This window comes from Mesorhizobium sp. WSM4821 (assembly GCF_055901555.1).
The window spans coordinates 72,793-95,598 of sequence record NZ_CM148371.1 but is presented as its reverse complement, the minus strand read 5'-3'; the positions used below and the strand labels follow the sequence as shown (position 1 = coordinate 95,598).

General features: G+C 60.0%; 18 protein-coding genes and 5 pseudogenes. 13 read left to right on the top strand and 10 right to left on the bottom strand.

The window, feature by feature from the left end; translation table 11 throughout:
- Positions 1-28: 28 nt before the first annotated feature.
- On the top strand, positions 29-628 hold the full coding sequence (locus AC0NID_RS00380; protein ID WP_473459233.1) for a cold-shock protein: 600 nt from the start codon (positions 29-31) through the stop codon (positions 626-628).
- 254 nt (positions 629-882) lie between these two features.
- Here the strand turns inward: AC0NID_RS00380 and AC0NID_RS00375 are convergent, their stop codons facing one another.
- Positions 883-1,347: a Ros/MucR family transcriptional regulator gene (locus AC0NID_RS00375; protein ID WP_473459231.1), complete on the bottom strand. Its 465-nt coding sequence runs from the start codon at positions 1,345-1,347 to the stop codon at positions 883-885.
- Between the two features lie 244 nt (positions 1,348-1,591).
- Here AC0NID_RS00375 and AC0NID_RS00370 point away from each other — a divergent pair, with 244 nt between their 5' ends.
- Positions 1,592-1,894 carry a DUF982 domain-containing protein gene (locus tag AC0NID_RS00370; protein WP_027056410.1) on the top strand — a complete coding sequence of 101 codons (303 nt, stop codon included), beginning with the start codon at positions 1,592-1,594 and terminating at the stop codon, positions 1,892-1,894.
- 276 nt (positions 1,895-2,170) lie between these two features.
- Positions 2,171-2,419, top strand: coding sequence for a DUF982 domain-containing protein (locus AC0NID_RS00365; protein ID WP_202351517.1), 249 nt, complete (start codon positions 2,171-2,173; stop codon positions 2,417-2,419).
- A 487-nt stretch (positions 2,420-2,906) separates the two neighbouring features.
- On the opposite strand, the gene AC0NID_RS00360 is transcribed toward AC0NID_RS00365, so the two are convergent.
- Positions 2,907-3,050 carry a hypothetical protein gene (locus AC0NID_RS00360; RefSeq protein WP_473459276.1) on the bottom strand — a complete coding sequence of 48 codons (144 nt, stop codon included), beginning with the start codon at positions 3,048-3,050 and terminating at the stop codon, positions 2,907-2,909.
- 88 nt (positions 3,051-3,138) lie between these two features.
- Between AC0NID_RS00360 and AC0NID_RS00355 the strand changes: the two genes are divergently transcribed.
- Positions 3,139-3,669 carry a hypothetical protein gene (locus AC0NID_RS00355; protein WP_473459274.1) on the top strand — a complete coding sequence of 177 codons (531 nt, stop codon included), beginning with the start codon at positions 3,139-3,141 and terminating at the stop codon, positions 3,667-3,669.
- A gap of 46 nt (positions 3,670-3,715) precedes the next feature.
- Here the strand turns inward: AC0NID_RS00355 and AC0NID_RS00350 are convergent, their stop codons facing one another.
- A complete protein-coding gene (locus AC0NID_RS00350) occupies positions 3,716-4,408 on the bottom strand; it encodes an OmpW/AlkL family protein (protein ID WP_473459229.1) in 693 nt (230 codons plus the stop codon).
- A gap of 1,173 nt (positions 4,409-5,581) precedes the next feature.
- On the opposite strand from AC0NID_RS00350, the gene AC0NID_RS00345 reads away from it, so the two are divergent.
- Together AC0NID_RS00345 and AC0NID_RS00340 are read left to right on the top strand one after the other, a co-directional pair.
- Complete coding sequence (locus AC0NID_RS00345) at positions 5,582-6,238, top strand: antitoxin Xre/MbcA/ParS-like domain-containing protein (protein ID WP_473459227.1); 657 nt, start codon at positions 5,582-5,584, stop codon at positions 6,236-6,238.
- Between the two features lie 316 nt (positions 6,239-6,554).
- A complete protein-coding gene (locus AC0NID_RS00340) occupies positions 6,555-7,688 on the top strand; it encodes a porin (RefSeq protein ID WP_473459225.1) in 1,134 nt (377 codons plus the stop codon).
- A 474-nt stretch (positions 7,689-8,162) separates the two neighbouring features.
- Here the strand turns inward: AC0NID_RS00340 and AC0NID_RS00335 are convergent, their stop codons facing one another.
- Positions 8,163-9,188 (bottom strand): IS110 family RNA-guided transposase, encoded by a 1,026-nt coding sequence (locus AC0NID_RS00335; RefSeq protein WP_473459272.1) that lies wholly within the window; start codon positions 9,186-9,188, stop codon positions 8,163-8,165.
- A 91-nt stretch (positions 9,189-9,279) separates the two neighbouring features.
- Here AC0NID_RS00335 and AC0NID_RS00330 point away from each other — a divergent pair.
- Positions 9,280-10,074, top strand: a pseudogene (locus AC0NID_RS00330) (transposase); the annotation flags it as partial.
- A 110-nt stretch (positions 10,075-10,184) separates the two neighbouring features.
- Here the strand turns inward: AC0NID_RS00330 and AC0NID_RS00325 are convergent.
- The 4 genes and pseudogenes from AC0NID_RS00325 to AC0NID_RS00310 form a co-directional block, all read right to left on the bottom strand.
- Positions 10,185-10,328 (bottom strand): annotated as a pseudogene (locus AC0NID_RS00325) (ATP-binding protein); the annotation flags it as partial.
- Entirely contained in the window at positions 10,324-12,426 is a 2,103-nt protein-coding gene (locus AC0NID_RS00320; protein ID WP_473459223.1) for a recombinase family protein, read from the bottom strand. The pseudogene AC0NID_RS00325 and the gene AC0NID_RS00320, both read right to left, overlap by 5 nt.
- Before the next feature lie 498 nt (positions 12,427-12,924).
- A pseudogene (locus AC0NID_RS00315) lies at positions 12,925-13,239 on the bottom strand (ATP-binding protein); the annotation flags it as partial.
- 3 nt (positions 13,240-13,242) lie between these two features.
- Positions 13,243-13,389, bottom strand: a pseudogene (locus tag AC0NID_RS00310) (IS630 family transposase); the annotation flags it as partial.
- Between the two features lie 468 nt (positions 13,390-13,857).
- Here AC0NID_RS00310 and AC0NID_RS00305 point away from each other — a divergent pair.
- The 6 genes and pseudogenes from AC0NID_RS00305 to AC0NID_RS00280 all read left to right on the top strand — a co-directional run bounded on the left by AC0NID_RS00305 (position 13,858) and on the right by AC0NID_RS00280 (position 17,081).
- Positions 13,858-14,313: a GNAT family N-acetyltransferase gene (locus AC0NID_RS00305; protein ID WP_473459221.1), complete on the top strand. Its 456-nt coding sequence runs from the start codon at positions 13,858-13,860 to the stop codon at positions 14,311-14,313.
- A gap of 222 nt (positions 14,314-14,535) precedes the next feature.
- Entirely contained in the window at positions 14,536-14,658 is a 123-nt protein-coding gene (locus AC0NID_RS00300) for a hypothetical protein (RefSeq protein ID WP_473459219.1), read from the top strand.
- Complete coding sequence (locus tag AC0NID_RS00295) at positions 14,655-14,834, top strand: hypothetical protein (RefSeq protein WP_473459217.1); 180 nt, start codon at positions 14,655-14,657, stop codon at positions 14,832-14,834. Before AC0NID_RS00300 ends, AC0NID_RS00295 begins: the two co-directional genes overlap by 4 nt.
- 28 nt (positions 14,835-14,862) lie before the next feature.
- A pseudogene (locus AC0NID_RS00290) lies at positions 14,863-15,283 on the top strand (DUF2958 domain-containing protein).
- Between the two features lie 78 nt (positions 15,284-15,361).
- A complete protein-coding gene (locus tag AC0NID_RS00285; RefSeq protein ID WP_473459215.1) occupies positions 15,362-16,444 on the top strand; it encodes a ParB/RepB/Spo0J family partition protein in 1,083 nt (360 codons plus the stop codon).
- A 136-nt stretch (positions 16,445-16,580) separates the two neighbouring features.
- Positions 16,581-17,081, top strand: coding sequence for a hypothetical protein (locus AC0NID_RS00280; RefSeq protein WP_473459214.1), 501 nt, complete (start codon positions 16,581-16,583; stop codon positions 17,079-17,081).
- Positions 17,082-18,570: 1,489 nt separating this feature from the next.
- Here the strand turns inward: AC0NID_RS00280 and AC0NID_RS00275 are convergent.
- Together AC0NID_RS00275 and AC0NID_RS00270 are read right to left on the bottom strand one after the other, a co-directional pair.
- Complete coding sequence (locus AC0NID_RS00275; RefSeq protein WP_473459212.1) at positions 18,571-20,910, bottom strand: S9 family peptidase; 2,340 nt, start codon at positions 20,908-20,910, stop codon at positions 18,571-18,573.
- 609 nt (positions 20,911-21,519) lie between these two features.
- Positions 21,520-22,212 (bottom strand): OmpW/AlkL family protein, encoded by a 693-nt coding sequence (locus AC0NID_RS00270; protein ID WP_474033395.1) that lies wholly within the window; start codon positions 22,210-22,212, stop codon positions 21,520-21,522.
- Positions 22,213-22,806: the final 594 nt, after the last annotated feature.

Below are 22,806 nucleotides of genomic sequence, written 5' to 3'. Positions count from 1 at the left end.
AGTCATTCTTCATGCCAGTCGGACGATCATGGGCAAATATAAGGACCATCGTGAGCCACGCCGACATCGTCATCACGATGACGCGGTTTCTTTTGCGGAACGGCCTTCCGAGCCAAGCTACTTTCAGCGTTCATCGATCGTAACCGCAGACCCTGTCGACGCCGAAGTGATCTGGTTCAGCGCCAGCAAGGGTTTTGGCTTTGTCAAATTGCCGGAGGGCACCGAGGCCTATCTGCATATCCGGGTGCTGGAGGCGGCCGGGACCCACGGAGTTTCCGAAGGAACGCGTCTCAAGGTCATGACGGAAGTAAGTCCAAGAGGTCACCAGGTCTCGCAAGTGCTGGAGGTCGGCAATCAGACCGCGAAACCTCAGGTGCATACGCGTTGCACTGGAGAGTCCACCGCCGGGACGAGCGCCAAGTTGGAGAGCGAGGGCACGGTCAAGTGGTATAATCCCCAAAAGGGCGTCGGCTTCATTGCTCCTGAAAACGGTGAGAAGGACATCTTCGTTCATGCCACCGCGCTGACCCGCTCAGGACTGAGCATGCTGATGGAGGGTCAGAAGGTGTTTGTCCAATGCGGGCAGGGCAAGAAAGGCCTGGAAGTTCGGAGCGTTCGCCTCGCCTAGAGCCAAGTGCTCGGCCCTGGACGAAATCGCGTCTCAAACAAAGAAAAAGCCCGCTGCCGGGAGGAGATGGCAGCGGGCTCGATTACGAATGAGACGCGGGAGGAGGTGCGCCCCATTCAGGGTCGGCACCACATCTGGGAGGAGTAGATGGCCGACAGCATGATCATACCGATCGTGGCGGATATTGCAATGCACAATTCATCTCGCAATTGCGAAATGAATGCCGGATCTCAGCCGATCCTGAAAAATTGTGGTCAGGCTGCGCCATTCTTGCGGGCACGCTTGGCAGGTACCGGCGTTCCCGGTTCCTTCGGCTTGCGGCCCAGCCCCATGGTCTTGGCCAATGCCGAGCGCGCCGCAGCGTAGTTCGGCGCCACCATGGGATAGTCCGCCGGCAGCCCCCATTTCGCGCGATATTCGTCGGGCGTGAGGCCGTAGTGGGTGGCCAGGTGACGCTTGAGCGACTTGAACTTCTTACCGTCCTCAAGGCTGACAATGTAATCGGGTGTAACCGATTTTCTGATCGGTACGGCAGGCTTGAGAGCTTCCGGCTTTTCTGGTGCGGCACCACCAGCAGTGCTTTTCAATGCGATGTGGATCTGGCCGATAAGCCCAGGCAGTTCAGAGACGGGAACCGGATTATTCGAAACATAGGCTGAGACGACATGGGCGGTGAGTTCGATGAGGTTATCAGCTTTGCTCTCGGTTTCTTCGGTCATGAAAACGCTCCTGCGGACTTAGACTAGGCGGGGAAGAATCACTTCATAGCTTAATAGTGACGACCGCCTTTGATAGCAACCAAGCCATTGCATGATGTGTTGGCGGATCGCTGCACGTCCGGCCGCAGGCGCGGATCTTCCTCTTGAACCGTCATCGCCCTGACAACACATTGTGCCAGGGTCGCCGTGTCGATGCGGCGCCTCTTCACCGCAAATTGGCTATTTAGAAAGTTGGGAGAAACCAATGAACGCTGAGGCTTTCAGCAGCCCCCTTTTCGTGAAGCGCGCAACGCACATCATCCAAGAGATTGCCGGCCTTGCGGATGCAATCGATTTTCTCAATGAATGGCCAGAAGATCGCAGAGACCTGATCCACGAAGCCGCCCTGAGGGCATGCTACGATGCGTACGATGGGCGCAAGCCGGTAAGCACCGCGCGCAATGCCTTTTTCGGCTTTGCGAAGCGGGTCGCCATATTGGAAGATCCAACCTCCGCGATGCAGTGGATCGCCGCCTGCAGATCGGGCAGTGGAAAAGTGCAGGTGTAGACTTCGACGACATGTTTGAGACTGGCGCGAGACGCGTCAAAGAGTGCAGTATGTCCAGGTTTCACAGCTAGACCACGCGAGTGAGAAGCAGTTCCTACCACCGACTACAAAACCGCAGATCGCACGCAACCTGACCATGGCCAGACGCAGCTCATAGCGATCGCTTGGTCGGCAATGGCCAGGTTCGGCGGCGCAGATGCAGCGGTGGCGTTCGGCTGAGTAAATAAATGCGACGCGGGGCTGTTTGCCGCATAGTGGCTGTGGAGGAGGGGAGAGATGACCGGCTTGATCAGATTTGAGAGGCCAGTCGTTGTTCAGGTTAGCCGCCGCAGCTCGGAGCGTATCGTGTTCGACGTCAACGACGCGGCCGCTATCTTGCTGCGGGATCTGCATCATAAGACCGATAAGCGCAGAATAGCGATGGACACCTGTCTGCAGGTGTTACGCGGTAAGACCCATCCACCAGCCGCTAGACGAGCCTTCGTCGCAGCCGCGCTCGAAGCACGCATTCTACGCAGCGATTGAGATTTAGGACGCCGCTCATGAATTTCGGCCATATCCGCATCGCTATTGGCCGGGGTCCGAACACCCCTGCCGGCATCCGCCAGGAGCAAACGAACCCCGCTCTTTCCGCGGTGGCTTTCCCGATCTGGCGCCGGAACTTCCACCATCAAAACACAAGGGGTTCGCCAGCAAGTTGCGGCCGCTCGGCTTCGCCGTTGCGGTGATCGTGATTGGAGCCAGAGGCAGACGAATCCATCGAGCGGGAGTTGATCCGCTGCAGATGGCAGAGCGTCGATGCCGCCTCATAGTCTCCAGAAGTGCCGTTTGAACCTTTCCCCAGCTAAGCCCTGCATCCGGTCTCCTAGAACGCGCTCCGCGGACCGGCGGCGCGTGATCGCCGATGCTTCTTCCGACGGTCGGTAGCGGGTTCGGCGATCGCCCCCCTCGTGCGAGACCAGGCGCCCCGGCGAACCGAGAATCACCGAATCCGGGGTGAATGCCGCACTCTCTAAGCGACGGAAGGGCGGAAGGTGACCGGCAGGCGCTGCGGGCAGCGAATGACGTAAGACGGCATGTAGACGACGTCCTCCGCGGCGATGGTCAGCGCCAGATCCTCCAGCCGCCCGAACAGCGCGGGGAAGGCGCAGCGCAATTCCAGGCGCGCCAGCGCAGCGCCCAGGCAGGAATGCGGCCCCTCGCCGAACGACAGGTGCGGGTTGTGCCGCCGGGTGACATCGAACTTGTCGGCGGGCGATCACGTTGGTGGGCAGCGGAACGGCGAACTCGCACATCAGATCGGCACTGCCGCCGCGCTGCGCCATATCGGCCAGGAGTCGATCGACGCATTGTTCGATCCGTGGCGCCAGCAAGGCGATACGACTGGGCGCGAAGCTGCTGGACAGCAGGCCGCGCAAGCGCCGGTGATCAGCGCCGTGCGCCGTGGTCATGTTGTCCACTTTGCATATCCCGATCAGCGGATGATCCTCGGGAATCTCGCCGTCCTGCAGCGCCCGCCACTGTCGCCAGTCCCTGTTGAAACGCTGGTCGGAAAGCATACGCCTGAGCGTCTGGTGACGGCCTGCCGCCCAGGTCACCACATCGCCTGGCAGCGACGCTCGCGCCATCCCTCCCTGCTGCAGAATCGCAGAAGACAGATCATCAAGTTGCGTGGGAGCGACCGGCACACCGATCACATCGCAATGATCGTTTTCTACGCGTATGCCAACAACTCCTTTAAGAACCATCGCGGGTCCACTTCTCGGCACGGATGATCCGCGCGCGGACTTCGAAAAGTGCCCCTTCAGGTTCCTTTCCACATTAGAAGCGGTAAGTGACACCTGCGCCTATCAACCAGGGATCGAGCTCCGCCTTCCCGGTCTGCTTGTTGCCGGCCACGGTGACGTCGAAGTCTGGCTTCAGGAAAAGCTTCTTCACGTCGAAGTTGACGCCCCAGTGCTGGTCGAGCTTGTAGTCAAACCCGACCTGCAGCGCGGTGCCGAACGTGTTCTTGACCTTGAGATCATCGGCGCTGCTGGCTTGCTGATGATAGAAGATCGTATAGTTCACGCCGGCGCCGACATAGGGCTTGAAGGCGCCGAAATCGGTAAAGTGGTACTGCAATGTCAGCGTGGGCGGCAGCAGCCAAACCTTGCCGATATTCCCCAGCCCGCCGATCGAGCCTTGGCCTGTGATGTTGGCATAGGTGGTGCCGAGTATGAGTTCGGCGGCGATGTTGTCCGTGAAGAAATACGAAATATCGAGTTCCGGCGTCAGCGTGTTCGAATAGGAAAGACCGGAGCCGGGCACCGCGTTGACGTAGCCCGAATCCTCAGTGATCACCCCCAACGCGCGCAGGCGGATCTGCCAGGGGCTTGGCGCTTCCGCGACCGGGGCTCCTGCCTGCGGAATGCTCGCGGCTTGCCCAACATCTGCCGCGCCGGCCTGTCCCGCAACGATGAGGACGACAGCCGCTGCTATTGCCCGCGCCACCCCAATTCGCGCTCTCGCCATGCTCTTCTCTCCTTGATCTTCAGAAACGACGCACTTCGCCTTGATTGGATCCTGCTCGTATCAATCGAGATTGACCGAGCGCTCATGCGGGATAGCCCCCGCATGTGTCGTGCCAAATGAGAAAATCATTGCGAAACAGTGCGACCACTCTGATAGCGCTGTGTCTCATGTCCGACTTCGTCGAAGATCCGACAATGAGTGCAGCCGTAGCCGCCCCGGGTAGGCGAATGCAGTCCCCAGGCGCTTCGGTTCCGGGACGGCAACGGCCTGCACGTTTCAAAACTCTCGCAGATTTCACACGACGTCAGGGATGTTCACGATGCCGTCGCAGACTGCGTACCGTGGACACCCCCAGAATGGCTTGCCCGCGTACCAGCGGCAGTTGTCTATGGGACGCGGCCATCTGCAAACGCGATGGTATCGTCCGGAATATTATATTGGCGAACTGAACACCACGTCGCGCATACTTGCAGCTGGCGGGGACAAACGCCCATGCGGCCGGTAGAGATTTCCTCGGGTGCCTACAATGAGCGAAGTACCACACCTTACCTTCGATTCTCGATACGACTGGCGTGAGCACGGGGCCTGCTGGTCGGTAGTGATGCGGTCGCGGCGCCTGGTCCTTCGGCCGCAGATAGTTCGCCGAGGCACCGGATAAAATCTGCTCTCCCTGCCGGGAAGCTCTTAGGAGTGGATCCAGATGATCTTGGAAATAAAACGCCCAAGGACGGGATTTCAACCTTTGTCATGAAGGAGGCGACGCGCACCTGGCCAATACAATTCGGCAACAGTGAAGCATGTATCCGCGTTAAAGGCGGTCGTCAAAGTTTGTATCCGAATGTACAGTTTTATAAATGTGCAAACTTTCAATCTGTCCAAGTAAAATACGAAGACGCTGGCACGCTAAACTTTGAATTCGCACAAATTGGCGTCGCGAATAGCAGCACGCTTCGAAGAATGCGCTGCGATGTGCATCTGTTTCGATCGTGGGGGGCAAAGACAGTCGTCCATCGACGTTCTCCCATTTTTTATTAAGAGGAAAAATTTGAAACCGCAAGACGGCTGCTAGGTCGCGAGCATACGAAGACGCAACATTGTCGCTGTCCTCCAACCCGCAGGTCTTCAACGCTCTTTCAGCGGCTTGCTGAGGGAATACTATTGGGAAAGCCACATATGTCCGGGTCGAGTGATCTTGCGGATGAAAAGCGCCAGAGCGAGCTTTCAAGCTTTGTCCTGAGGGAGGTGCAGCGCATTCTCGCCCAATGTGATGGGGCGAGGCAGGGTGACAGGGCTGCTGTTGCGCCTTCGGGTTCTGCTTCCGCCGATTTGACCGCCGTGGCCGCGGAATTGCTTGGCAGGCTTGAGGCCGAAGCAGTGCGACGGCTGAACGTTCAGGCGTGTGAGATCGCTTCGCGACCCCGGCCAGCCGATCATCCGCTCGGGCATTCGGTACTGAAAGATTATCCGAGAGAAGGCGCGCGCATTGCAGAGTGGGCCGGTCCAGTTGCTGGCTCGACGCATCTCGAGAGACGTTTTGGGATACCGCGGTCAACGCTGCATTGGTGGCAGCAGCACAATGATGTCGTTGCCTTTCGAAGAGGCTCCCGCAAGCATGTATTTCCCCTGGCTCAGTTCATCGACGGCAGGCCCATGCCCGGAATCCGGCAGGTGCTCTCCTCGATCTCCGATCCCAGATTGGCTTGGCTGTGGCTGATCAGTCCCTCGCCTCTTCTCAAGGGCCGCGTTCCTATCGAATTGCTCAGGGAAGGTACGAACACAGAAGTCGTTGCATCGGCCGCCCAAGCCATTTCTCTGATTGGAGCTGTCTGACGTTGGTCAGGCATCGGTGGTTGTTCGTGCACATTTGATGCGTACGCAAATAGTCAATGTACCAATTGTTCAGTTTGTATAAATGTATAGTTGTTCAATTTGTGCAAGTAATACTGAGAATTTCGTGATAAAAATACAACTGATACTGCAAGATCTGGTCAGAAGGCGGAGTTTGAACTTGCACTATTCCGCCCGGTGAATAGCGTTCGAGCCGGGAAGGATGCTTCGTGATGCGCATCTTTTTCGATCGTGGGGACAAGGGAGCGGTTCGTCCATCGACGTCCTCGCCCTTTTCAAATCATTCAAGGAGATCAAAATGAAGATCAAGAGCCTTCTTCTCGGCTCAGCTGCGGCACTGGTCGCAGTTTCCGGTGCGCGCGCCGCCGACGCCGTCGTCGTCGCCGAGCCGGAACCCGCTGAATACGTCAGGATCTGCGACGTCTACGGCGCTGGCTACTTCTACATTCCCGGCACGGAAACCTGCCTGCGCATCGGCGGCTATGTCCGCTACGACATCGGCGTCGGCGACATCGGCACATACACAGGTGCGGGGACCGTCGACGTCGAGGACGGCGACGATCAGGATACCTACTGGAAGCGTGCTCGCTTGTCGCTGAGGACCTGGACCGGCCAGGAAACCGAGCTCGGCACGTTGAAGACGTACACCGAAACCCGCTTCAACTTCCGCAACACTCAAGGCGATACATCTCCCGACCTCAACGAAGCCGACAACAGAGCCGTTTCGCTGAACTACGCCTGGATCCAGCTCGGTGGCCTGCGCGTCGGTAAGGACGACTCGGCCTTCGTTGCGTTCAGCGGCTACGCCGGCAACGTCTTGAACGATACGCTGGTTCCCTACGGTGGTTTCGACACCAACGTCGTCCAGTACTATTTCGACGCCGGCAACGGCTTCTCGGCCGTCGTCTCGCTCGAACAAGGTTATGGCGACTTCACGATCGACAGCTACGTCCCGCATATAGTCGGCGGTGTGAAGTGGACGCAGGGCTGGGGCGCCATCACCGGCGTCATCGCTTACGACAGCAACTATGAAGAAGTGGCCGGCAAGGTTCGCCTCGACGTCACCCCGATGGAGAACCTGTCGCTGTTCATCATGGCCGGCTATGGCACCGACGACAACTACACGGATGGCGGCTTCGCAATCCCCGCCGGCGGCCGCGGCATGTACAAGCTGTGGAGCGGCAATTGGGCGCTCTGGGGCGGTGGCACTTACACCATCAACGAGAAGACCTCGTTCAACACCCAGATCTCGTATGACGAGGGCGAGAATCTCGGCGTCGTGGCGAACATCGCATACGACATCGTTCCGGGTCTCAAGATCACGGCCGAAGCCAGCTACTTCCATCTTGGTGATGAGACCGTCAGCAACTGGACCGGTGCCGATGACGACGACAACTTCGGCGGCCTCCTCCGCTTCCAGCGCTCGTTCTGAGGGGATAGGGCCAGGTCCCAGCGCTCGCAGCGACAACTACGAGCGCCACCACCCCAGACCAGCCCGGTCGGTGAAGGGACCACAAAATTGTCGGCGCATTGCTTGATTACGGACCTCCAATCCGAGCATTTCGTCGATGAGAAGGGGCGCCCTGTTCCCGGGCGCCCCAGACTGCTGACAAACCCCTGGCTTTGGCCGGGGGTTTTTGATTCATGTGTGGATGCCCCCGGTTTTGCAAGTTGGTTTTGAACAGCGCAGAGCATGCGATCGAGTGCGGTCATGTGTCAGGCCTCACAACTGCGGCTCGTTGACATGGCCGCGGGCCGGTATGGAGATGCGCGGATCAGGTTCCAAATCACTGTGGGCGAGCTCGGGGCTCCGTGAATCACACTGGCTTTCCTGATCCCGATCTGATCGATCATTTGCCCTTACCGTTCGCGACCTCCTCGCAACACCGATGGACGATTGGCCCGATCAGGCTGCCGCCACCGGATTCCAATAATTCTCCTTCTTCGTGAGCATGGCCCATACAGCTCGTGCCATCTTGTTAGCCAGCGCGATGGCGACCACCAGGCGAGGCTTGCGACCGATCATGCCGGCCAGCCACGATCCCTTCGGCGCGCCGCGGCGGGCGGTCCATCGCACCACGGCCATGGCGCCGATGATCAGCAGTCTGCGGATGTCGCGCTGACCCATTTTCGAGGTCTTGCCAAGGATCTGCTTGCCGCCGGTTGACTTCTGCAGAGGCACAAGCCCGAGCCAAGCGGAGAAGTCGCGACCGCGTCGAAAGCTTTCCATCGGCGGGGCAAACGCTTCGATAGCCAAGGCCGTGACCGGCCCGATCCCCGGCATAGTCTGCAGCCGCTTCGTCACCTCACCCCCTGCCGCTTCCGCACGGAGTTTCTTCTCAAGATCGGCGATCTCTTCAGTGTAGACGGCAATTTGGTCGAGATAGGTCCGCCCGATCTCGCGGACCATCGGCGGCAGTCCCGTCTCCAACTCATCGATCGCATCATTCAGCTTCTCGAGATGGACGGAACCCTTCGCCACCACGATGCCAAATTCGGCCAGATGACCGCGTAGCGCATTGATCAACTGCGTGCGTTGGCGCACCAGCAGGTCGCGTGCGCGGAAGATCATCGCTCGAGCCTGCTGCTCCTCGCTCTTCACGGCAACAAAGCGCATGGTCGGGCGCGATGCGGCTTCCGCAATGGCTTCGGCATCCGCCGCGTCATTCTTGTGCCGCTTCACGAAGGGCTTCACGTAAATTGGCGGGATCAGTCGGACGGTGTGCCCCAGCTTCATGATCTCGCGTCCCCAGTAGTGCGACGTCGCGCAAGCTTCCATAGCCACCAGGCAGGCCGGCTGCCGACTCAGGAACGCCAGAAACTGCGAACGCGACAGCTTCTTGCGAAAGACAACTGACCCCTCAGCCGCGGCGCCATGAACCTGAAAAGCCTGCTTTGCCAGGTCAACGGCGATAATGCTAACTTCCTTCATGGATGCCCTCTCCTTGTTGGATGATTCTGACATCACCAATTTGGCACATTGCGATGCCGTCGGGTGGGGGCATCCACTCCATCACTGGGTCATGTTGAAGCGACCCGCCCCTGAACAGACCGCCCTTGAGATTGTGACGTTGGATCAGCTGGTGCCGGCTGAGCACTTGTTGCGCAAGATCGAGCGTGCGATCGACTTTACCTTCATCCATGATCTGACAGCACCGTTCTACTGTCCGGACAACGGCCGCCCGCCACTCGACCCGACGTTGATGTTCAAGGCGCTGTTCATCGGCTACCTGTTCGGTGTGCGCTCGGAGCGGCAGCTGGTGCGCGAGATCGAGGTCAACGTCGCCTATCGCTGGTTCTTGCGGCTGAAGCTGACGGACAACGTGTTCGATGCCTCGACGCTCAGCCAGAACCGGCGACGGCGCTACCAGGACGAGACGATTGCGCAGTCGATCTTCGACAGGATCGTCGAGCAGGCGATCAAGGCCGGGCTGGTCGACGGCACCGTGCTTTACACGGATTCGACACATCTGAAGGCCAACGCCAACAAGAACCGCTTCGACCTGGCGGTGATTGCCAAATCGCGCGCCGACTACTGGGAGGCGCTCGATGCAGCAATCGATGACGATCGCGCCGCGCACGGCAAGAAGCCGTTGAAGGAGAAGGAGCGTCAGCCGGTCGAGAAGGAGAGCAAGGTCAGCCGCACCGATCCCGACGCCGGCTACATGGTGCGCGATGGCAAGCCGAAGGGCTTCTTCTATCTTGACCACCGCACGGTCGACGCCGCTCATGCCATCATCACCGACACCCACACCACGGCGGTGGTTCACGATTCGACAGTCTATCTGTCCCGCCTCGATCGTCAGATTGCGCATTTCGCTGATTGTGAGCAGCCATTTCACGCGATGGTGAGCGCTCGTTTCATTTGATCGTGAGCAGGTATTTCGCGCGATCATGAGCGGCCGTTTCGACCGACGTGTTCATTGATTCAGGTGTTTGAGGCGCCGTCAAGAGGGCGGGCGCGGGCATTGTGTTTTCGCATGATTTCTCCGGTGAGCTGAAGGCGGTGAGCATTGTGAATGAGGCGATCCAGGATGGCATCGCCAAGGGTGGGATCCGCGAATGCTTCATGATGCACCTTTCCTTGATCGCCTGGTCCGTTGCAGTCGGCGTTGTTGATCGATCTGGTCGCTGGAAAGGCTGATCTGCCAAGGCTGGCCTTTCGTGCTTTGCCGACCGTTGATAAGTCCCTGGGCGAGGTAATCGAAGATGGTTTGAGCCGTCACGCCGATTGCAGCGGCAGCGCCCTGTACAGAGTAGGTCCCATCAGGCCAGCGTGTCGGATTGGCTGCGACACCGTTAATCTTGGCTGTCGGGATTCCCCAGCGGTGGCGCAGAAGCCAGACGTTCTCGTAGGTGAATGGTCTGCCTCGGGCTGGACGAATGCCCTCGTCGTTCAATTTTTTGGCGATTTGCCTGTCCATATCGCCCGCAGCATTGAGTTGCGTGATCCGCTCACGCACAAGCTCGAGTTCGCCATAGTCTCGATCGTAAGATTGAACTCGGCGTTGGATTTGATGTTGGCTGGTTGCGCCGGTCTGCCAAAGAATCCTGATGGCGACCTGGCCGCGTATCTTCTTCTGGTCGAGAACGACCTCCTGCACGATGAAGCGCAAGATACGTTTGCGGTCTTCTGGTTGGGTCGTTTCTGAGTGCCAGATAGCCGGCAAATTCTCGGCGAGTTGCTGAAGCGCCGCGTGATCCTGTGTCTGTAACACCAAGGGCTCTCGGTCTCTCCACCGACGATATTCCTGCTCGATCTCATCGACCAAGCGCAGCTTGTCTTCCCATGCCTTTTCCAGGGTTCTGGCGACGAGACGATTTTCCGGTTCCACGGTGTCGTATTGTCGTCGAGCCCGCTCGGCGTCATACCGCGCACGTTCCCGCCGTAGCGTCCATTGTTTCTCGAGGCTCCGCGTTTCCTCCGCAATCTCGTCGAGCGCAGCGATGGCGATGGCGATTTGGTCAGGTTCCAACGCCTTCAGGAGGGTTTGGGCGACCAACTCATCTACTGCGGGCGCCCGAACCTCCTGACAGAGAGAGCTGCCGGTCTGGTTGCGGTCCGCCAGGCAGCAGTAAACGGGGCATGCACTGTCGGGGCCGCTGTAGCGCACGGTCATCCGCCGCCCGCATTGGCCGCAGACCGCCAAGCCCTGCAGCAAAGCAATGCCCTTGCGCGGCGCGCCGCGGTGGCCGGCCTCGTATCGATTGGTGTTGTCGGCGAGGCGGCGCTGATTGACCATGAACTCCTCCCAGTCAATATAACCAGGGTGTGCGTCTTTGATGCAAACCTCCCAGTCGTCAATGGCCACCTTCGAGGTTGCGCGGTGCGAACCCGGACCTTGGCGGACCGCATTTATTCGGCGCCGGCCGTAGACATATGCGCCGGCATAGGCCGGGTTGTGCAAAATATAATGGACATGGGCGATGGTGGCGTCTCGCCACACCAGCTCATGGGGTCCCGGCCCGCGGAGCGGCCGCACCGGTATGCGTAGGTCGTGCGTGCGCAGGTAACGCATAACGCGTCGCGCGGTCCCAAGCTCCCTAAATTTGTCGAAGACCAGACGCAGCCGAGCCTGCACCTCTTCATCAGGATTGAGCACGATCTGGCCGGAGCGGTTGTACGCCAAGCCACCTGGCAGCGGTATGCGAAGCTCGCCTCGCGCCGCCTTCTGCCGCTCCCCTTGATGCAGGCGGATGCGGATCTGATGCAACTCTGCTTCGCTCACGATCCCCGAGAGCCCTAACGGCAGCCGGTCGTGATAAGCGCAGGGATCGTAGAGGCGCTCGCCATCAGCGATGATAACGCCGAACAATGAACACAACTCGAGGAGTTGATGCCAATCTTGGTTATTGCGTGCCAATCGAGATGCATCGAGGCTGACCACCAGACCCGCGTTGCCGAGCCCGATCTCGGCAATGAGCCGTTGGAAGCCGCCGCGCTCGACTTGGCCGTTTCCCGATTTTCCAAGATCCTCATCGATGACGACGACACGATCCGGCGGCCAGCCCAATCTGACGGCTCGGTCCACCAAGCTGTACTGAAGTTCGGTGCTTTCCTGATGGTGGCGCACCTGGTTTATCGAGGATTGGCGTACATAAACGTAAGCGAACTTTGAACGCCGGACGGCCGTGAGACGCTCGTCAGAATTACCCGAGACGGCCAACATCAAACCGTTCCCTCACCGCCGGCGCGGTCTGCCGCATCCGGCGGATCAGAGTCGCAAGCATCTGCGCGAGTTGGTGCTGACATACCGGTGGGAGATCGTTCCAAAGGCTGGGCGAGTCTCGCTAAATCCTTACCAGTGGAACGCTGGCCTCCGGAAGAGATGCTGCCATCCGAAGTGCTAATGAATGAGCAACCATTGCAACTCGCTATTGAGTTACCAAAGGTGATTCGCACATAATACACTAAAGGAAGCAAAATTCTAACGGATATTAACTTTTCAGTCCCGCCGCGATGCTCATCGTCATCATCGATAGCGCGCGACAAATCCGTCGCTGACCGGCGGATATTGCGTAACCGCCCATCCGGCAGGCGGATGACAACAAAGGCAGGTCCGCGCCACGACCGAAGTGATGCCACCTCAAACCGCTGTCCACAGAGCGCGTGTCGACGGTCAACCACCGTGATGTGAGACACCAGCCGATCAATGACAGGGGCATCCTGCTCTGCTTGGGTCTGCGATCAGGTCATGCCATCTGGCCACCGGGACCTGGGCGGTGATCAGGGTGGATTTGCGGCGATAGCGTTCCTCGACGATTTCGAACAGATGGAAGCGCTGTTGGTCGGTGAGGGAGTGGGTTCCGAAGTCATCGAGGATGAGCAGTTGTGCGCGGGTGAGTTTGTCGATGAGGCGTGGGAAGCGGCCATCGAGACGGGCGAGCGCCAAATCCTCGAACAGGCGCGGCACGCGCACATAGAGCACGGAATGATCAAGCCGTGCCGCTTGCCGGCCGAAGGCGCAGGCTAGAGCAGATTCGACTTACTCCGGGTCATAGCCGGCTGCCTCGAAATAGTGCCTGCATTCCTCGGCTGTGAAAGCTGCGAGGCAGTTGGCCACGACCGACCAGAGTTCATCGATGGTTCGGGCTGCAGCCTTTCTCAGGAGGGCCTTGAGTTTCGAGAGGCTTGGGCATCGCGGCGCGATCTGTTCCCGGAGGGGTAACGCTTGGGTTTCCTGGCGAACTTGGCCATTCCCGCCAAGCATTAAGCGTCGATTCGTGCGAGCTCGTAAAACCGCCGCGCAAGGGCGGGCATTCGCGATCAACCTCGGTGAATCCAACCGGCTCCTAGGGGCGCCGCGCGCCTGACGGCGCGTGCCGGGTGCTCGTGAACCGAGCCCGCTTTTTACCTCGGCAAGGCGGCTTCACCGCGCGGTTACGAAGTAACCGGGTTGATTTTCTGTAAAAAGGTCTCCTATACGCGCAATTCACCGCAAGTCATCCGGAGTCATGCATGCTTGTAATATTTATTTTGCATTTTTTATCGTACTTTTGATGAAAAATGCTGTTCCTTCGTCCGAGTTACTTAAAAGAGTGAGTCGGATCTGCGCGGGTTGCAGCATGAATCGGAATTTTGACCACTAGCAGGAGAAAATATGTCTTCCATATCTACTCGCCGCGCCAACGCAACGGACGCAGAGACGGTCGCCCGTTTCAGTCACGCGCTACTCGATGAACTCACTGGCGGGAAAGCGCCCACGCCCGACGGCGTCAGACAAAGCGCGCAGACGGTGCTTGCCGACGCCGGCGTGCTCGCTGTGATCGCAAGCGCAGATGACGAGCCGGTCGGCATCATGGTGCTGAATGAATGCACGGCGATCTATGCAGGAGGCAAGTTCGGCTACATTTCGGAGCTGTATGTTCGACCCGACATGCGCTCCAAAGGGATTGCCCCTCATCTGCTTGAGGTCGCCTCGCAGGAAAGCCGTGCTCGTGGCTGGAAGCGACTTGAGGTTGGAGCGCCCGGGCAACCAAAATGGAAGCGCACGCTCGATTTCTATCTGCGGAACGGGTTCGAGGAAGTCGGCCCTCGGCTCTGTCGGATAATCTAGACTCAGAGTGTCTGCTGTGGACTGGCTCAAAGCAACCTGCACGATCTCAGCGGATTGAGGTCCGGCGTGGTCGCTGCCTGCCGCTGCAATCGTACCAGCATCGTCATCCCAAATGTGTGCCTCAGATAATGCAAGGTTCCGGTCACGCCGACCGCCCGGAACGCATCGGCAAAAACCGCCGTCAATCGGGTCACGCTAACGGCGATCGGCGCATGGCAGAAGGTGCTGCGCGAGGAAAATCGCGCCATCTTCCGCGCCGCCAGCCTTGCCTCCAAAGTCGCCGATTTTCTTTTTGGCTTTAACGCCGAGACCGAAGGCGCGCAACAAGATGAGATCGCGGCATGAGCGGCGCGCGACCCGACACCCTGCAGACCGAACCGACGCCGCAAGGCGAGCAGACGCTCATTCCCGTGTCCGGCCGGTCACCACGCGCGACCGGCTTGCCCTCTTGGCCGACGCGCCCGCGCGCGGCGCAGAAGCCGCTCGATACCGGGCTGCTCAACGAAGCCGACAGAAGTTAACTCGACCTGATTTGAGAGGAGTTTTCCCATGATCTTGATCACCGACGAACTGCGCGCCCAGCTGCTCGCCAATGGCGCAACCGACATCGAGACCGACCAAGTCCCGGTGGTAAGACTATTCGATCCAACCGGGCCAGCAACCTGGCTTCTCACCGAACTCGACGCCGACGGCGACACAATGTTCGGCCTTTGCGACCTCGGCTTCGGCTTCCCGGAACTCGGCAGCGTCAGCCTTGCCGGAGCTTGCAAGCGCCAAGGCCCGGCGTGGCCTCGGCATCGAGCGCGACCTCTGGTTCAAGGCGCGCTTTCCGCTCTCCGTTTACGCCCAAGCGGCGCGCAGCGCCGGCCACATCACCGAAGCCGAGCGGCTTCTGCGGCAGGCAGCGGAAGCACTTGCCAAATCCCATTCCGAGCTTCCGCCAGACGCGGCGGAGCAAGAGCGCCGATAAGGCGCAAAACCGCCCCGCCGCGCCGGCCTTCCGCCCTTGCGGCGGCGACAATTCCACCCCCAACGAAGGAGACGAACCATGCAGCTTGCCCACATTCCTTTCGACTGGCTCAACATCTCCACGCTCAACATGAGCCATTCCAGCGCGCCCGACGGGTCGGGCATCCTGCCGTCCGTTCGCGCGCGCGGCGTCCTTGTGCCGCTTCTGGTGCGGCCCAACATCGAGCCGGATCGAGATCGTCGCCGGCCGGCGCCGCTATTTCGCCGCGAAATCGCTCGCCGACGAGCGCGGCGAGGGCGATGCCTTGCCCTGCGCCATCATGGAAGACGGCGACGACGCCGATGCGCTCGAGGCCTGCTGATCGAAAACTTCGCCCGGCTCGATCCCGACGAGGTGTCGCAGCGGGAGACGTTTTCGCGGCTGATCAAGGAGGGCTGCAGCGTTGCCGCCATCGCCGCCACTTTCGGCATCACCGAGCTTTTGGTCAGACGCATTCTGGCGCTCGGCGACCTGTTGCCGAAAATCCGCGAGGCCCATCGGCGCGAGGAAATCGACGCCGAGACGGCGCGCAATCTGACCATGGCCTCCAAGGCGCAGCAGAAGGATTGGCTGGCGCTTTATGCCGATCCGGAGCAATACGCGCCGCGCGGCGACCAGTTGAAACAATGGCTGTTCGGCGGCCAGTCGATTTCCTCAGAGGTGGCGCTGTTTGCCGTGGAGGATTATCCGGGCCTGATCGTCTGCGACCTGTTCAGCCAGGACAGCTATTTCGCCGACGCCGACCTCTTCTGGCAAAAGCAGAACGAGGCGATCGCTGCCAAGCGCGACGCCTATCTGGAAGCCGGCTGGCCGACGTGGCCGTGCTGGAACCGGGGCAGTTTTTCCAGTCTTGGGACCACGAAAAGACGCCGAAGAAAAAAGGTGGCAAGGTCTTCATATCAGTCTCGCATCGCAGCGCGGTCGAGTGCCACGAGGGCTGGCTGTCGCGCAAGGATGCCCGCCGCGCCCGCCCGCAAGGCGAGGGCGGCGAGCACGAAGAAACCCCCGCATAGCCGTCGCGACCGGAACTCACCGGGCCGATGCAGAACCATGTCGATCGGCATTGCCATGCCGCGGTGCGCGCGGCCATGCTCGACCGTCCGGGTGTCGCGCTGCGCCTGATGGGGGCGCATCCCATCACAGGTTCGGGCCTGTGGCAGGTTCGCCGCGAGCCGCAGCGTACCGCCAATGAAGCGGTGGCGGCAAGCCTCGCAGCCTGCAAGGCCGAAGCCGTATTCTGCGAAGGCGGCGCGAGGTTTTGGCGCTGCTGGGGCAACCGGAGGAGGATGGCGCGGTCGCCGGCGGCAACGGCGATGCCTTTGCCACAGCGCGCGTCTTCGCCCGGCTGTCGACGCTGTCCGACGACGATGTCCTGCGCGTTCTCGCCATCGTCATGGCCGAGACGGTCGAAGCCGGCAGCGCCGTCATCGAGGCGCTTGCCAATCACCTGAATGTCGATATGGCCGCTTGCTGGCAAGCCGACGACGCACTCTTCGACCTGTTGCGCGACAAGGAAATTGCCAATCTGATACTTCGCCGATATCGGCGGCAAGCATGTCGCCCACGGCAGTGTTTCGAGAAGGTGAAGACGCAAAAGACAACCATCCGCGACTTCCTGTTCGGCGAGAACGGCAGGGAGAAAGTCGACGCATGGCTGCCGCGCTGGATGAAATTCCCCGCCGAAAGCTACACGACCCAGGGCGGCTTCCGCACCGCCGATCAATGGGCCAGAGTTCAGCCGCTGTTCATGGCCGAATGAACCAGCCAAGCCAGGCGGCGGCAATTCGAGTGCCGCCGCCTGGCACCTCTCTCGGGCGATGCCGGCTGCACCTTTGCGGCTTTTCCGGCGCGCACCGCACGCGAAATCCCGACGCCAACTCATCGCCTTCGCCAGCCCTGCGCCGCGCCGGGATGCTTGCCGAGGCGCAACGCGGATATAGCCACGTCCGCCCCTGGTCGACGGTGTCTGAACCTGCGCAAGCCCGATATCCGCGACGCCGCTTGGGCATCGTGTCAACCGATCGCGCGGCCTGTCTCCTAAGCGGTCTTGCGGGACAACGCGATAGCGGCCATTCGCGGCAACGTTCGTCGTTATCAGCAGCGTCTGGAGGTGCTCGCCCGGGACCTACAAAAGAACAAGGAAGAGCTGAAAATCCGCCGGTTGTTCAATCGGGACGAATGGGCGATCACCAGTGCGAGCCCGGTTTGCGAGCAGTCGATCGATGGTACGCTCTCCTCGGTCATGCTGGCGATGCGATCAATGCGCTGCTCGTCGCCGCGGCCAAAATCTGCGCCTGATCCTCACGGTTCTCGCGCTTTGGCTTGCCTGGGGCCTGCAAGCACTCCAGCCAAACGGCGAAATCGGATGCTGCCACTCGTCTTCCCGGGTTCGCAATATCAACAATATCAACGCCTTAGACGTTGTTCAGGGCCGACTACCGAGTATCTGCGCCGCGGTAGGGTTCGGCTCGGCTGAGAGCATCAAGCCGAACGCCCCCGATACGTAAGGGCTCGCCTATACTCGTGCCGGTCATCTAGGGCTCGGCAGATCGCCAAGGCCTGGCGGCAAGCATTCCGGATCAGGGCGAGGTTGGGTTTTGGCCATGCGTCGCGTGTGGGTCGCTGACTTGAGGTGATGTGCGTCCGGCGGCCCGCCTCGTCGCCTCGTCGAGGTTAGTCACCGAAATGATGCGCTGACCGCCGGCCAGCGGACTGACCGAAGACGCATCCACATTCTGACTCGCTGAAAAGATGATTCAAGAGATACGAGCCATCCCCAAGGTCGGCCGGAGCGTCCCGCTCGGCCCAAGCGTGAAAGATATCATCGCCACCCACGAGGCTCTGAGTCGAACCGCAACCCTTCGCTCTCGCTTCGGGTCCTTCTCTTCGTTCCGGTCCTTCGGATGCGGTCCGCCTGGACGGCGGCCCTTCCGGTCGCAACTCGCCGCCCGCCCCGCTTCCGTCCCGCTTCCGGGGAAAGCCGCGATTGGCGAGCGGAGGCAAAACGAAGCATGCAAGATAGAAGCGTGCCGTCATCGAAGAGGCAGGCAGAGGCGGGGCGCCATGTCCTTAATTCCCGCTTTGCGGCCGTCGAGCGTCGGAATCGTTCCTGTTTCCGTCTTGCGAAGGCCCGTGGCGCAGGAATCGGCGCAGGCCCTCGTGGGAGCGGTTCTCCGCTCGCTCGCCGCCTCGATCACAGCCAACAAAACGGGCGCGAGGATTGCCACAGGCAGAAGCAGCCGAAGCCATCATCGTGACGATTTGCTCTTTTGCAGCTCGGTTCGTTCAGCGTTCCAGTCGGGTGGGGTCTGATCGAGAATGTTGCGAACGAAGAAGTCCAGGAGTTTGCGCTCAGTGTAGATGCCTGGCGCGTTGTGATCGGCACCAGGCACATAGACCATGTCGAAATCTTTTCCCGCCTTGATGAGTCGGTCGGCAAGCTGCAGCGAGGAGGACGGGTCGACATTGCGGTCCATTTCGCCGACGACGATCATCAGCTTGCCCCGCAGCCTGTAAGCATTGTCGATGGCGGAGGATTGGGAATATTCAATGCCGACTGGCCACCCCATCCACTGTTCGTTCCACCAGATCTTGTCTATCCGGTTGTCGTAGCAGCCGCTGTTGGCGACCGCGACCTTATAGAATTCGGGATGGAAGAGCAGCGCGCTCACCGCGTTCTGGCCGCCTGCGGACCAGCCGAAAATGCCGACATTGGAGATATCGTACCACGGATACCTCGCGGCGGCCGCCTTATGCCATAGAATGCGATCGGGAAAGCCTGCGTCCTTCAGATTTTTCCAGGCAACGTCATGAAAGGCGCGCGAGCGCTTGTTGGTACCCATGCCATCGATCTGCACAACGACGAAGCCCAGCTGCGTGAGCGGCTCTGTCCGCCCTGAGAAGGATTTTGGGACGAACGAGCCCTGGGGCCCGGCATAGATATTCTCCACCACCGGGTACTTCTTCTTCGGATCGAAATTGGCGGGCAGGTGGATCACGCCCCAGATATCAGTCGTGCCGTCGCGCCCCTTGGCGTGGAAACTGAGTGGCGGCTGCCAGCCTGCGGCGACGAGCTCGGATAGGTCGGCGGTCTCCACCTGCATGAGTTTGACATCGTCGCTGGCGCGGTAGAGCATCATGCGGGGCGGCAGATCGATGCGTGACCAGAGATCGACATAGTAGCGGCCGTCGGGAGAGAACTCGACATGGTGGTTGGCCGGCTCGGGCGTGAGCTCAGTCAGCCCCTCACCGTCGAAGCCGATGCGGTACGCATGGACGAAATAAGGGTCTTCCCCCGGGTGCATCCCGCTCGCCTCGAACCAGATCTGGCGCTTGACCGGATCGACATGGTTGACCCCCCGCACGACCCACTCACCGCTGGTAATCTGGTTCTTGAGCGCGCCGGTCCGGCCGTCGAACAGATACAGGTGCTCGTGCCCGTCGCGCTCGGACGCCCAGATGATCTCCTTCCCGTCGTCGACATCGTAACGAAAGATTTTGCCGGTACGGCGCTGGTTCATCACCAGCGGCCGGTAATCAACGAAGGTCGTGCTGGTCTCATCGATCAGCGAGCGTGCGCGGCCCGTGGCGGCGTTTACCTCGACCAGCCGATAGAGCTGATGCCCGCGCTGGTTATATTCGAAAGTGAAGCCGCGACCGTCCGCCCACCACCGGAGAGGGGAAAGTTCGAAGGGGTTGGAGAACAGGGCGTCGTCGATCGCGATCTGGCGCTGGCTGGCAATGTCGAACAGGACCGGCTGGGGCAGCGGAAGGACATCGCCCGGCTTGGGATAGACCCTTGCCGAATATTCGCGCTGCAACCGGTCCGTCGACGAATTGAGGTAGGGGACCTCCCGCTTGTAGCCGGGGCGAACGCGGTAGGCCGCGAGATGGCGCGAGTCCGGCGACCAGCTCAGTGTCGAAAAGACGTAGCCATTGTTTTCGGATCCATCCCGGCTCAGCGCAACATTCTGCAATCCATCCTTGCTGCGCAGCAAGACATTGTGGTTCCTTATATAGACGATCCATTTGCCGTCGGGCGAGACGCTCCTCTGGTCGGGGTTATTCTTAGCCGGGGGGGTGTAGTCGTGGCGGAGCTGAAAGTCCGGCGCGTCCACATCCAAGTTTGTGCTGGTGCAAACATAGCTTGCAACGTCGCAGCTCCACCGGACCTGCTTAATCAGGAAGTCGAGCCTGCGACCATCCTCGGTCAGTTCGAAACGCTCGAAGGGAAGATCGCCGGCCTGATAGCTCTTATGGCTCGCTTCATTTAGCGCCGCCGCCAGACGGGCCTGGTCGAAGGCGGCCCGTTTCAAACCCGTGGCAGCATCGACCCGCATGAACTGGCGCTCGCCGTGGCTAGTCCGGCGGTAGACGAAGGCTTCACCCCCAGTCAGCCAAAAAGGCATTTCGGGGACATTGGCACTGAGTCCGCTATAGCGATCGTTGATCGTAAGTGCCCGCTCGAAATCCGCCAGCGCCAGCGGTGGATGTGCACCATTCGAATCGTTGGCCAGCACCCGAGCGGTTGCCGATCCCGATGCCCCTTGAATTAATGACGCGAGCGCCAAAGCGCCGATCTCGACCATATCTGTTCACCTCTTTCGGTTTTCGGAAGACACATTGTTGGATCTGGCTTTTCATCGCCGGTGTGCAGCAGCGTTGAGCGTTGCTCGAAGGAGTCAGCACGCGGGGTGCAGCCGAGACGGCAGTCACCATGACCCGTGCGCCCTACGCGGATATCCAGGACTGGCGGGGTGAACCAGACTGAAGAGTTGGCGCCGAGCCAGCAGGGTATTTTCCATGTCCACAATGATGGAAAATTCAAAGCCCGATGACGCTTGCAATCACACTTCCTTCCTTTTTCTGCACCTGGAAGGGCCGGAATTGGGCCCGGCACAAAGCGTTGGCTATGGACATTCTCTGCATGGCTGTCGTCAGTCCGTTGATCCGTGTCCGGATGAACGATGCAATATGCGCGCCAAAGGAGATCCTTTTAGATCACGGCAATCGATCGGACTGGCTGTGTCGGGTGAACGACATTAACGTCGCACATCCGACAGCTCGGACCACCCAAAGTCACATTGACCTTGGGTGTATGTCGGGTTGACAAAAATGGACCGTCGGGCCCACGGCAAAAGGGCGCACGAGGCGCCCTTCATTCGACTCGGGCTGCGCGTAAGCCGACTTCGCCGGCGTCAGAAATGGTACGTGACGCCTGCGCCAATCAGCCAGGGGTCGAGCTCCGCCTTCCCCGTCTGCTTCGTGCCGGCCACGGTGACGTCGAAGTCTGGCTTCAGGAAAAGCTTCTTCACGTCGAAGTTGACGCCCCAGTGCTGGTCGACCATGTAGTCGAACCCGACCTGCAGCGCGGTGCCGAACGTGTTCTTGACCTTGAGATCATCGGCGCTGCCGGCTTGCTGATGATAGAAGATCGTATAGTTCACGCCGGCGCCGACATAGGGCTTGAAGGCGCCGAAATCGGTAAAGTGATACTGCAATGTCAGCGTGGGCGGCAGCAGCCAAACCTTGCCGATATTCCCCAGCCCGCCGATCGAGCCTTGGCCTGTGATGTTGGCATAGGTGGTGCCGAGGATGAGTTCGGCGGCGATGTTGTCCGTGAAGAAATACGAAATATCGAGTTCCGGCGTCAGCGTGTTCGAATAGGAAAGACCGGAGCCGGGCACCGCGTTAACGTAGCCCGAATCCTCAGTGATAACCCCCAACGCGCGCAGGCGGATCTGCCAAGGGCTTGGCCATTCCGTGAACAAGGCACCCTTATCCGGGTCGCACGGTTCTGCAAGGTCTGCCGCGGCCGCCTGCTGTCCTACCAGCAACAGGACGACGGCCGCTGTGAGTCCCCGCAACACGTTCATTCGCTTTGTTGCCATAATGTTGTTTCCTTGCTCGTTAGACTTCACTGTGAATAGTCCTGCCGTGTTGATTGCTATCTACAGAATACTGGCGCGCATTATTCGAAAATTCTGCGCGCATTGTTAGACATGTACTCACTTCGTCGAAGTTCGCCCTTGTTGACCTGCCGGTCGCCAATGAACGCTATCGGCGTGCGAGCCGATCGCGCTGCCAAGGAAATTGTCGCCCAAGGCAATGAATGCGGCCCGCTCGGATTGTCCTTGCCGTAGCTGTGCCCGCCTGCGCTGGTCCGTAGAAGTAAGCGGGATAGGCATCGTATTAACGTAGCCCGAATATGTCCCCGAGGCGGCGCAGGCGGAACTGCCCAGAGCTTGGCTCCTAGATTGGTGTCGTAGACGGGCACGGGTAAGGGGGAGGCGGAGGGGGAGGCGGAGAGGCGCAGGGGGCTTTTGGAGTTGCGATAGCCGGCTGTGCCAGCAGCATCAAGACGACGGCCGCTGTTACTCCCCGCGCCACCTTCACTCGATTTGTTGCCATGATATTTCTCCTTGCTCTTCAGAAATGGTAGACTGCAATAGTCCCGCAGTATTGATTGATATCGACAGCGTGCG